4 protein-coding genes are annotated in these 12470 nt (G+C 76.6%); all 4 read right to left on the bottom strand.

Going from position 1 to position 12470, the window contains the following annotated elements; all coding sequences use genetic code 11:
- Positions 1–14: 14 nt before the first annotated feature.
- Entirely contained in the window at positions 15–8435 is an 8421-nt protein-coding gene (locus IF89_RS0115495; protein WP_051807094.1) for a type I polyketide synthase, read from the bottom strand.
- An 80-nt stretch (positions 8436–8515) separates the two neighbouring features.
- On the bottom strand, positions 8516–9355 hold the full coding sequence (locus IF89_RS0115490) for an alpha/beta fold hydrolase (RefSeq protein ID WP_030767213.1): 840 nt from the start codon (positions 9353–9355) through the stop codon (positions 8516–8518).
- Between the two features lie 72 nt (positions 9356–9427).
- Entirely contained in the window at positions 9428–10999 is a 1572-nt protein-coding gene (locus IF89_RS0115485) for a fatty acid--CoA ligase (RefSeq protein WP_030767210.1), read from the bottom strand.
- 17 nt (positions 11000–11016) lie between these two features.
- Positions 11017–12468 (bottom strand): polyketide synthase, encoded by a 1452-nt coding sequence (locus tag IF89_RS0115480; protein WP_051807093.1) that lies wholly within the window; start codon positions 12466–12468, stop codon positions 11017–11019.
- Between the last annotated feature and the right edge of the window lie 2 nt (positions 12469–12470).

Raw genomic sequence — 12470 nt, 5'->3', positions numbered from 1 at the left:
GGCGGCCGCCGTCGTCACGTCCCGTCCAACTCGGCCGCCACATGCGCGGCGAGGGACACCGCCGTCGGATGGTCGAAGGCCGCCGTCGCGCCCAGCCGCACCCCCGCGTCCGTACCGAGCCGCCCGGTCAGCTCCAGGGCGGTCAGCGAGTCCAGGCCCAGCTCCCAGAAGTCGCGGTCCGCGGCGACCGCCTCCGCCCCGGCGTGCCCCAGCACCTCGGCGACCCGGCGCCGCACGACCTCGACGAGCTCCGCCCGCCGCTGTGCCGGCGGCAGCGCGCGCAGGGCCTCCCGCGGGCCGTCCGCCCCGGCGGGCCCGGCCGGTGATCCCGCGCCGCCCCCGGCCAGGCCGCGCAGCAGCGCCGGCAGCCGCCGTACGTCGCCCCGCAGCGCCGCCGGCGCCAGGGCGACCGGCGCGACGACCGCCCGGTCGCCCGCGCACGCCGCGTCGAACAGCTCCAGGCCCTGCTCCACCGAGAGCGGCGCCAGCCCGATGCGGGCCATACGGGCCAGGTCGGCGGCCCCCAGCCGGCTGCCCATCCCGGGGCCGCCCCACAACCCCCACGCCAGGGACAGGCCCGGCAGGCCCCGGTCCCGCCGGTGCCGGGCGAGTGCGTCCAACTGGGCGTTGGCCGCAGCGTAGTTGCCCTGTCCGGCACCACCCAGCACACCCATGACGGAGGAGAACAGCACGAACGCCCGCAGCGGTGCGCCCGACGTCAGGCGGTGCAGGTTCAGCGCGGCCGCGGCCTTCGCCTCCAGCACCCGCTCCAGCCGGCGCGGGGTGAGCCCCGCGATCGTCGCGTCGTCGGTGACCCCCGCGGCGTGCACCACGGCCGTCACCGGCCGGTCGGCCGGAACGTCCGCCAGGACGGCGGCCAGCGCACCCGCGTCGGAGGCGTCGCACGTCACGACGGTGGCCGACGCCCCCAGCTCCGCCAGGTCGGCGACGAGCCGGCCGGCCCCCGGCGCCCGCGGCCCGCTGCGGCTGAGCAGCACCAGGTCGCGTACGCCGTGACGGCGTACCAGGTGCTCGGCCAGCAGGGCGCCGAGCGCGCCGGTCCCGCCGGTGACCAGCACCGTGCCGTGGGGGCCCCACGCGCTCCCGGACCGCTCCAGGCCGCCGCCGTCGCCGGCCGAGGCCCGGGCCAGGGCCGGGTGCAGGACGGTGCCCGCCCGGATCGCGGACTGCGCGGCACCCGAGGCCACGACCGAGGCCAGCGCCCGCGCGTCGACGTCCTCGTCCGGGGCCACGTCGACCAGCACGAACCGGCCCGGATGCTCGGTCTGCGCACTGCGTACCAGCCCCCACAGGGCGGCGCCGGCCAGGTCGCCGACCTCGTCCGCGTCCGTCGCGGCGACGGCGCCGGAGGTGACGAACACCAGCCTGCTGTCGCCCAGCCGGGTGTCGGTCAGCCACTCCTGGAGCAGAAGCAGGGTGCGCTGGGCGGCCGACCGGGTCGCGTCGGCGGTGTCCGGGGCCTCGCCGCGGGCCGTGACGAACACGACCTCGGGGACCTCGCGGGTCGCGGCCAGCCCCCCGTCCAGGGCGAGCAGGTCCACGAACGTGGTCACCGCGACGTCCCGCGCCTTCAACGCCGTGGCCAGCCCCAGACTGTCCGACCCCAGCACCGCCCAGCGCGCCCCGCCCACGGCCGCGGAATCCGGCTCCGCCGCGGACGCCGGCGACCAGTCGAGCACGAGCAGTCCGGCCGCCGGGTCGTCCCCGGCCGGGCGGGCCCGGAACACCACGGACTGCGCCGTCAGCAGCGGCCGCCCGGCTCCGTCCGTCAGCTCCAGCGCGAAACCGCCCGCACCCGGTCCGGGCTCCAGCCGCACCCGGGCGGCACCGGCCCCCGCGCCGTGCACCCGTACGCCGCGCCACACGAAGGGCAGCGGGGTGTCCCGGGCGCCCGATTCGAGGCGGTCCACCAGGAAGGGGTGGAGGGCTGCGTCCAACAGCGCGGGGTGCGCCGCGAAGGCCGCCCCGGCGGGCCGCAGCCCGTCCGGCAGGACCACCTCGCCCCACAGCACGCCGTCGGCCCGCACCGTCGACCGCAGCCCTCGGAAACCCGGGCCGTAGGCGAAGCCCAGACCCGCCAGCCTCTCGTACGTGCCGTCCGGCAGCGCGTGACCGCCCGCCGGCGGGCCGGCCTCGGCGGTCCTTCCGCGGCCCGGCGCAGGCCCGTCCTGCGCCGCCGGAGCCTCCAGCAGGCCACCGGCGTGCTCCGTCCACGGCTCCGCGCGGTCCGCGCCGACCGGACGCGAGTGCACCGTCAGCGTCCGCGTGCCGTCCGGGCCGGGGCCGCCGACCTGGCAGCGCAGGTCCACGGTGACGCCCGGGCCCAGCGCGAGCGGGCGGGACAGCACCAGTTCGGCGATGCCCGCCGCCCCGACGGCGGCGCAGGCCTGCAGGGCGATCTCCACGAAGGCCGTGCCCGGCACCAGCACGGTGCCCCGCACCACATGGTCGGCGAGCCAGGGATGGCTCTCCGTCGACAGCCGCGAGGTGAACAACAGGCCGTCCTGCCCGGGCAGTTCGATCTGCGCGCCGAGCAGCGGGTGCGCGCACGGCCCGATGCCCGCCGCGGCCAGGCCCCCGCCGGCCGGACCCGGCAGCGGCAGCCAGTACGCGGCGCCCCCGAAGGCGTAGGAGGGCAGGTCCACCCGCCGGGCCCCGCGGCCGGCCAGGACCCGGTCCCAGGCCACGGACGTGCCGCGGACGTGGAGTGCGGCGAGCGCGCCGAGCAGCGCGGCGGGCTCCGGGCGCCCCCGCCGGGTCGCGGCGGCCAGTACGGTCGCGTCCGGCTCGGCCAGGCACGCACGGGCCATGGCGCCGAGCACGCCGTCGGGCCCCAGCTCCAGGCACGCCCGTACGCCGTCCCCGGCGAGCGCGGCCACCCCGTCGAGGAAGCGCACCGGCAGGCGGACGTGCTCCACCCAGTACTCGGCCGTGCACAACTCGGCGGCCGACACCGGCCGGCCCGCGCGGTGCGCCACGACCGGGATCCGGGGCGGGTGGTACGTCAGGGACCGGGCGACGGCGGCGAACCGCTCCAGCATCGGCTCCATCAGTGGCGAGTGGAAGGCGTGGCTGACGTTGAGGAGCCGGCCGCGCCGGCCCGACTCCCGGCAGCGCTCCAGGACCTGCCGTACGACGTCCGCGTCCCCGGACACCACCACCGAGCGGGGGCCGTTGACGGCGGCGATGCCCGCGACGGCCTCGTGCCCGGCGAGCAGGCCGAGCACCTCGTCCTCGGGCGCCTGCAGCGCGGCCATGGCGCCGCCCTCGGGCAGCGCCCCCATCAGCCGGGCCCGGGCCGCGACCAGCGCGCAGGCGTCCGGCAGCGACAGCACCCCGGACACGTGGGCGGCGGCGATTTCGCCCACCGAGTGCCCGAGCAGCCGGTCCGGGCGCAGTCCCCACGCCTCGACCAGTCGGAAGAGCGCGACCTCGAAGGCGAACAGCGCCGGCTGTGTCCACTGCGTACGGTCCAGCAGCGCGGCCTCGGCAGTGCCCTCCGCGGCGAACATGACGGTCCGCAGCGGGCCTTCGAGGAGGCCGTCGAGGTGGGCGCACACCTCGTCCAGGGCCCGGGCGAACACGGGGAAGGCCTCGTACAGTCCCCGGCCCATGCCGGGCCGCTGGCTGCCCTGCCCGGTGAAGAGGAAGGCGAGCCGGCCGGGGGACGAGGCGGCGGTCCCGCGGTGCACGGCCGGGCTCGCCACGCCCTCCGCGAGGGCCGTCAGCGCCGCCGTGAACTCCTCGTGACCGGTGGCGAGGACCACCGCGCGGTGGGCCAGGGCGGCACGGCCGGTGGCCAGCGAGTGGCCGATGTCGGCCGGTGCGGGCGCCCGCCCGCCGGACACTGCGTCGCGCAGCCGGGCGGCGGCCCCGCGCAGCGCGTCCTCGTCGGCGGCCGACAGCGGCCAGGCGACGGGCACACCGGCCGGAACCGGAACCGGTACGGGGGCGGCGTCGGGGCCGGTCGCGGACGTCGGCGCGGACGCCGGTGCGGGCGCCGCTGCGGGCGGCTCCTCCACGATCACATGGGCGTTGGTGCCGCTGATGCCGAAGGAGGAGACGGCGGCCCGGCGCGGGGCGGCCGCCGCCGGCCAGGGCCGGGGCTCCTGCAACAGCCGTACGGAGCCCGCCGACCAGTCGATGTGCGGCGAGGGGTCCTCGGCGTGCAGCGTCCGCGGCAGCAGCCCGTGGCGCAACGCGAGGACGGTCTTGATGACCCCGCCGACGCCCGCGGCCGCCTGGGCGTGGCCGATGTGGGACTTGAGGGAGCCCAGCCACAGCGGCGACTCCTCCGGCCGGCCGCGGCCGTAGGTGGCCAGCAGCGCTCCGGCCTCGATCGGGTCGCCCAGCACGGTGCCCGTGCCGTGGCCCTCGACGGCGTCCACCTGGTGCGGGGCGAGCCCGGCGGCGTCCAGCGCCGCGCGGATGACCTGCTCCTGGGACGGGCCGTGCGGGGCGGTCAGCCCATTGCTGGCGCCGTCCTGGTTGGTGGCGCTGCCCTTGACGACCGCGAGGACCGGGTGGCCGTGGCGGCGCGCGTCGGAGAGCCGCTCCAGCAGCAGCAGGCCCGCGCCCTCGCTCCAGCCGGTGCCGTCGGCGTCCGCGGAGTACGCCTTGCACAGGCCGTCGGCGGCCAGGCCGCGCTGGCGGCTGAACTCGGTGAACATGCCCGGGTTGGCCATCACCGTGACCCCGCCGGCGAGCGCCGCGTCGCACTCGCCGCGCTCGACGGCCTGCACGGCCAGGTGCAGGGACACGAGGGAGGACGAGCAGGCGGTGTCCACCGTCAGCGCGGGCCCGCGCAGCCCCAGCACGTAGCTGATCCGCCCGGATATGACGCTGGGCGCGGAGCCCGTCAGCAGGTGGCCCTCGGCGTTCCTGGGTGCTTCGTGCAGCGGCGGGCCGTAGCCGGAGGGCATGGCGCCGACGAACACGCCGGTGCGGTCGCCGCGGACGGACCGCGGGTCGATGCCCGCCCGCTCGAAGGTCTCCCAGGCCAGTTCGAGCATGATCCGCTGCTGCGGGTCCATCGCGAGGGCCTCGCGCGGGCTGATGCCGAACAGGGCCGCGTCGAAGCGGGCCGCGTCCAGCAGGAAGCCCGCCCGGCGGGCGTACGTGGTGCCCGGCCGCGCGGGATCCGGGTGGTGCAGCGCCTCCAGGTCCCAGCCGCGGTCGGCGGGGAAGTCCGACATGGCGTCGCCGCCCTCGGTGACCAGCCGCCACAGGTCTTCGGGGGAGGCCACGCCGCCGGGGAAGCGGCAGGCCATCGACACGATGACGACCGGATCGGCGCCCTCCTGCGGGCCGGCGTCCTCCGGCCGGCCGGAGGCGTCCGCGTCCGCGGGAGCGTCCGTCCGGCCGCCGTCCAGCTCCCGCAGCCGCCGCGCCGTGGCGTGGGGCGTGGGGCAGTCGAAGAGGAGGGTCGCCGGCAGCCGCAGGCCGGTGGCCGCGGCGAGACGGCGGCGCAGCTGCACCAGGGTCAGGGAGCTGAAACCGAGGTCGCGGAAGGCGGTGTGCGGATCGACGTCCGCCGGGTCCGCGTACCCGAGCAGCGCGGCCGCGTGGTCGCGTACGAGGTCCAGGGCGCCCGCACCGGTCGGGTCGGCGCCCGGTACCGCCGCCGCAGCCGGGACCGGCTCGGGCCGCTCGGCCTGCCGGACCTGCTCGCCCGGTGGGGCAGCGGCCGCCGCGGTGGTGCGCGGCCCGGTGCGCAGCCAGTGCCGGCGCCGCTGGAAGGGGTAGCCGGGCAGCTCGACCCGGCGGCCCCCGGCGGCCCGGGCCACCTCGGCCAGGTCCGCGGCGGCGCCGGCCGCGTGGGCCTCGGCCAGCGACAGCAGGAAGCGGTCCGGGCCGCCCTCGTCGCGGGCGAGCGTTCCCACCACCGTGACCTCGGCGCCTTCCGCGGCCGGCCGCGACTCCAGGGTGTCGGCGAGCCCGGCAGCCAGTACGGCGTGCGGGCTGACCTCGACGAACAGGTCGAAGCCGGCGTCCAACAGGGTTTGTGCGGAGCGGTCGAAGCGGACCGTGTCGCGCAGATTGCGGTACCAGTACTCGCCGTCGAGTGCCCGGGTGTCGAGGAACTCCCCCGTGGTGCTGGAGCAGTAGGGGATCGGGGACGTGCGCGGCCGGATGCCGTCCAGAGCCGTGCGCACCTCGTCGGCGACGGCCTCGACCTGCGGGGAGTGCGAGGCGTAGTCCACGGGCAGGGTGTGCGTGCGGACACCGCCGTCCTCGCAGGCCGCGCGCAGGGCGGCGAGCGCCGCGGGGGAGCCCCCGGCCACGGCCGACGAGGGGCCGTTGACCACGGCCAGGGCCAGCTCGCCGGGGTGTCGGGCGAGCAGCGGCCGGAGCTCCTGCGGGGACAGGGCCACCGACATCATGCCGCCGGTGCCGGCGAGGCCGACGATGGCCCGGCTGCGCAGGGCCACGACGCGGGCGGCGTCCTCCAGGGTCAGCGCCCCGGCCACGCAGGCGGCGGCGATCTCGCCCTGCGAGTGGCCGACCACCGCGTCCGGCTCCACGCCGTGCGCACGCCACAGGGCGGCCAGCGACACCATCACGGAGAACAGCACCGGCTGGACCACGTCGACCCGGTCCAGGCCGGGCGCGCCCGGTGCGCCCCGCAGCACCTGCGTCAACGACCAGTCGGTGTACGGGGCGAGGGCCCGGGCGCACTCCTCCACGGACGCCCGGAAGACCTCCGAGGTCTCCAGCAGTTCCAGCGCCATGCCCTCCCACTGCGAGCCCTGCCCGGGGAAGACGAAGACCGTACGGGCCGGCCGGCGGACCCGGCCGCGCAGGAGGCCCGGCGCCGGGCGGTCCTGCGCGAGGGCCGCGAGCCCGGTCAGGAAATCCGCCCGGGCACCCGCCACGAGCACGGCCCGGTGCTCCATCGGGTCGCGGGTGGCCGCCAGTGTGTAGGACACGTCGGCGGGGGTGAGGCCGAGGTCGGCGGCGAAGCGCTCGCCGAGGGCCCGGGCCTGGTCGCGCAGCGCGGCGGTGCTGCGGGCGGAGAGCACCCACGGCAGGACGGCGTCCGCGGCGGCCCGCCGGGCCGGAGCGGAGGCGGGCCGCGGCGGCGCCTGGCCCAGGACCACGTGGCAGTTGGTGCCGCCGACGCCGAAGGAGCTGACCCCCGCCCGCCGCGGCCCGCCCGTGCCGGGCCACGCGCCGTGCTCCCGCTGGACGGCGAGCCCCAGCCGGTCCAGGGGCACCAGCTCGCTCGGCCGCTCGAAGTTGCGGCTGCGGGGGATCTCCCCGTGCCGGATGCTGAGGGCCGCCTTGAGCAGACCGGCGATGCCGGCCGCGCCCTCCAGGTGGCCGATGTTCGTCTTCACCGAGCCGACCCGCAGCGGGCCGACGCCCTCGCGGCCGGCGCCGAACACACCGCCCAGCGCCTCCGCCTCCAGCCGGTCGCCGCGCCGGGTGCCGGTGCCGTGCAGTTCGACGTAGCCGATGTCGCGGGCCGGGACGCCCGCCTGCCGCAGGGCGGCGCGGATGACGTCGCCCTGCGCGTCCGGGTTCGGCACGCCGAGGCCTTCACCGCGGCCGTCGTTGTTGACCGCGCTGCCGTGGATGACGCAGACGATCTCGTCCTCGTCGGCCAGGGCCCGGGCCAGCGGCTTGAGCAGGACGAGGGCGGCGCCCTCGCCGCGTACGAAGCCGTTGGCGCGGGCGTCGAAGGTGTAGCACTCGCCGTCCGGGGACAGCACCCCGAACTGCGCGGCGCGCACGGCGCTCTCCGGGATCAGGTTGAGGTGCACGCCGCCGGCGAGGGCCAGCTCGCACTCGCCGCGGCGCAGGCTCTCGCAGGCCAGGTGGACGGCGACCAGGGAGGACGACTGGCCGGTGTCCACCGTCATGCTGGGGCCGGTGAGGCCGAAATGGTGCGAGAGGCGGTTGGCGACGAGTGCCCGCTGCAGGCCGGTGAAGGCGTACGGGCCGATCGCCTCGTGGCCCTGCTGCGCGAGCAGGGCCTCGTAGTCGGCGGCGATGGAGCCGACGAAGACGCCCGCGGCGCTGCCGCGGACCTGCGAGGGCCGCAGGCCGGCGTTCTCGAAGGCCTCCCAGCCCAGCTCCAGGACGAGCCGCTGCTGCGGGTCCATCGCCTCGGCCTCCAGGGGGGAGATCCCGAAGAACTCCGCGTCGAAGCCGGCCACGTCGTCGAGGAAGCCGCCGCGCCGCGTGGCCACGCCGCCCGGCCGGCGGCCGTCCTCGTCGCTGCACTCCTCGGCGCTCCAGCGGTCGGCGGGGACGTCCCGGACGGCGCTCGCCCCGTCCCGCAGGAGCCGCCACAGCTCCCGTGGCCCGGCCGCGCCCGGCAGGCGGCAGGCCATGGCGACCACGGCGATCGGTTCGGCCGGCGCGGGGTGCTCCGGGTGGCCGGCTGGGGTCCCAGGCTTGCTGCTCATCGCTCTCTCTCGTCCGATCGTCCGCGGTGGCCGGTCTGTTCGGTCGGCCGGCCCGCCCCTGTGCGCCGCCGCCCGCCGGGTCAGCCCTTGAGGAAGTCCAGGACCCTGCCGACGACCTCGGGGTCGCCCAGGATCCGGCGGTGCCCGAGCTTGCTCGTGACGAGCAGCTCCGCCCGGTCGCCGTAGCTCGCGGCCAGCCGCCGGCCCTGGTCGACGCCGACCTCGCGGTCGTCCTCGTCGTGGACGACGAGGATCCGCGCCGTGATCTCCTCCGGCCGGTGGTCGGCGGAGAAGCGGTTCCAGACGTCGTGCTCGGGGGCGAAGAACAGCTCCGAGCGGCGCCGCAGTTCGGCGGCGAGGGCGGGGCGGAGCCCCAGCTGGCCGCAGAAGGTCTCCGGCAGCGAACCGAAGTCCGCCACCGAGGACAGGGAGACGAGCCGCTCGGTGACCAGGCCGCGGCGCACCGCCAGGTAGGCGGAGGTGCCGCCGAAGGAGTGCCCGACGACCGCGTGGAAGTCGCCGTACCGCTCCTGCACCGCCGTCATGACGGCGCCGTGCTCCAGGATCGTGCAGCTGGAGCCGCCCGACGAGCCGTGGCCGGGGGCGTCGTAGGCGACGGCGGTCAGGCCGAGGGCCTCGATGCCCTGGACGAAGCCGGCGAAGTTCGCGGCGCGTCCGCCGACGCCGTGCACCAGCAGGACGGGCCTGCCGCCGTCGCCCCAGCGGTAGGTGCGGATCTCGCGGCCGCCGACGGTGAGGGTCTCCTGCACGGCGCGGTCGTGGGCCTCGCGCTGCTCGGGCCGGACCGGCGTACGCGGCGGTGCGCCGTGGAACAGCTTCCACGCGGGGATCCCGGCCGCCTTGACGGACACGTACGACACGGCGTTGATGACGTTGCGTATGGTGCTGAGGGAAGCCATCCGGCTGCCTGCCTTCTCGCTCGATCGGGTGGGCTGGTGGGGGAACAGGTGGCAACGCCCGGGCGTACGGGCTCAGTTGACCCGGCGCTCCCGGTCCTGCCAGAAGCGGTCGCGCAGTTCCCGCCGGAGGATCTTGCCACTCGGGTTGCGCGGCAGCGTCTCGATGAACTCGAAACCGGACGGAATCTTGAAGTCGGCCAGCGTCCCCTTGAGCGAGAGCACCAACTGGCGCGGTGTCACCTCGTGGCCGGGCCTGACCACGACGAACGCGTGGACGGCTTCGCCCCACCGCTCGTCCGGGACGCCCACGACCGCCGCCTCCACCACGGACGGGTGGCGGGCGAGCGCGTTCTCGATCTCGGCCGGATACACGTTCTCGCCGGCCACGATGATCGTGTCCTTGATCCGGTCGCAGAGGAACACATAGCCGCCCTCGTCGAGGTAGCCGGCGTCCCCGGTGTGGATCCAGCCGTCCACGAGGGTCTCCGCGGTGGCTTCGGGCAGCCCCCAGTACGAGAGCATCCGCGACGGCGTCCGCAGGCACACCTCGCCGACGGCGCCCGTGGGCAGCTCCCGCCCCGCCCGGTCGACGACCTTGGCCCCGAACCCCGGGTAGGGCCGCCCGGCCGCCTTCAGCCGGGAGCCGCCGGCGACGTGCTCGTGCGGCGGCAGGCACACCGCGGTGTTCCCCGTCTCGGTGAGGCCGTAGATCTGCGCGAACTCGCAGCCGATCCGCTCCAGGCACTCCTGGAGCAGGCTCTCGGAGATGGGCGAACCGCCGTAGACGATCTTGCGGAGGGTTGCGAAGTCGGCCCTGCCCGCGCCCGGTTCGGCCAGCATCATCTGGAGCATCGCCGGGACGAGGCAGGTGGTGGTGACGCCGTGCCCGCGGATCAGCCGCACCGCCTCGCCGCTGACGAACATCCGCATGGCGACATTGGTGACGCCCGCGTTGAAGCCCTGGGTCGCCCACCAGAGACCGCCGATGTGGAAGCCGGGGATGCCGATGAGGCTGACGTCGTCCTCGTGCCAGTCGATCCACGCGAGCCCTTCGGACGCCAGGGCGTCGCGGACCTTGAAGAAGCTGCGGTGCGCGAGCACCACGCCCTTGGGCAGGCCCGTGGTGCCGCTCGTGTAGATCTGGGCGACGGGGTCGTCGGGGTCCGCGGCCGACTCCGGGTCGGCACCGGAGTGCCCCGCCTGCCAGGCGGTGAAGCCGGTGCCGGGGCCCGCCGGGCCGTCGAGGGCGACGATCCGCACCGGGGTGGACAGTTCGGCGGCCGCCTTCCGCGCGACGTCCAGGAACTCGTCCTCGACGAAGAGCAGCGCGGTCCCCGAGTCGCGCAGGATGTGGTCCACCTCGGGGGCCGTCAGCCGCCAGTTGATGGGGACCAGCACCGTACCGGCCTTCGCGCAGCCGAAGAGGATGTCGTAGTAGTGCTCCGACTCCTTGCCCAGGTACGCCACCCGGGAGCCGCGCACCGCCCCGGCGGAGTGCAGCGCCCGGGCCGTCCGGTTGCTGCGCCGGTGCAGTTCGCCGTAGCCGACCTCGCGGCCCTCGCAGACCACGGCCGTCCGGTCGGGCCGCTCGGCGGCGTGGAAGGCCACCGTCCGGTCGAGGGTCTGCAACTGCGGGTGGTACATGTCCGCCTCCTCGCTCCTCAAGTCCACTGGTTGCCCTCCGGCCAGTACCGCCGGCCGCGTACGGGAGCGGGCCCCGGCGCCTGCCGCGGGGTCCCCTCCACGCCCTCCATCAGGACGTGCGCGTTGGTCCCGGTGAAGCCGAACGCGCTGACCCCGGCCAGCCGCCGCGGCCCGTCCGGCCACGGCGTCGAAGCCGTCGGCACCCGCAGCGCCAGGCGCTGCCACGGGATCGCCGGGTCGGGCACGTCGAAGCCGGGCTGCACGGGAACCGTGCGGTGGTTCAGCGCCAGCACGGTCTTGATCAGGCCGGCCGCGCCGGACGCCGTCTCCAGGTAGCCGAGGGTGCCCTTGGCCGAGCCGACGAGCAGCTCGGGCGCGTCCGGCGCGTCCCGGCCGTAGACGCCGGCGAGGGTCTCCGCCTCGATGACCCCGCCCAGCTTCGAGCCGTTGGCCTGCGCCTCGACGTACTGGACGGCGTGCGGGTCGATGCCCGCGGAGCGCAGCGTGTCCGCGATGACCCGCCGCTGGCCCAGCGCCGACGCGGCGGCCATCGCGGGCCGGTCGCCGTGCTGGTGGATGCCGCTGCCGCGGACCAGGGCGTACGGGACGTCCCCGTCCGCCCTGGCATCGGACTGACGCTTGAGCACCAGCACCCCGCAGCCCTCGCCGCGGACGTGCCCGTCGGCCGCCGCATCGAAGGGCCGGCTGCGGCCCGTCGGCGAGACCATGCCCGCGCGGGCGAACACCGCCGCGGTGAACGGCGCGAGGAGCAGGTGGCAGGCGCCCACGACGGCGAGGTCGCACTCGCGGGCCCGCAGCGCGTGCGAGGCCAGGTGCAGTGCGGTCAGCGCGGAGGAGCAGGCGGTGTCGACCGTGAGCACCGGCCCGCCCAGGCGCAGCCCGGTGGCGACGCGGGCCGCGGTGGCGCTCAGCGCGCCGCCGGTGCCCATGTACGGGGACAGACCTTCGGGACCCACCCCGTTGCGCAGGCAGGCGTAGTTGTACTCGACGGTGCTCACTCCCGCGAACACGCCGACCCGGGCGTCCGTGCCGGGTTCCGCTCCGGCGTCGGCGAGGGCCTCGGCGGCCACCGTCAGCAGCAGCCGCTGCTGCGGGTCCATGAACGCCGCCTCCTCCTCGCCGATGCCGAAGCGCTCGGCGTCGAAGAGGTCGATGTCCGCCAGGTAGGAGCCCTGTGCGAGCAGCGTGGCCAAGGGGGCCAGGTCGGGGGCGGCCACGTTCCACCGGGGGCGGCCGGCGGAGTCGACGGGTATCGCGCCGCCGCCGGCCACCACGCGGCCCTCCCGCAGCGCCTCCCAGTACTGCCGGGGGCTGTCCAGACCGCCCGGCAGGCGGCAGGCGAGGCCGGTGACGGCGATGCCCTCGCTCTCGCGCAGCCGCTGCCGGGCCAGCATCAGGACCAGCTGCTTGTGGGAGAGCCCCGACAGGGACTCGATGTACTCCTTCACCG

Origin of the sequence: Streptomyces sp. NRRL F-2664 (assembly GCF_000719345.1) — a bacterium.
GTDB lineage: Bacteria > Actinomycetota > Actinomycetes > Streptomycetales > Streptomycetaceae > Streptomyces.
Note: the sequence above shows the minus strand (reverse complement) of the source record. Positions and strands in the feature narration are given on the sequence as shown.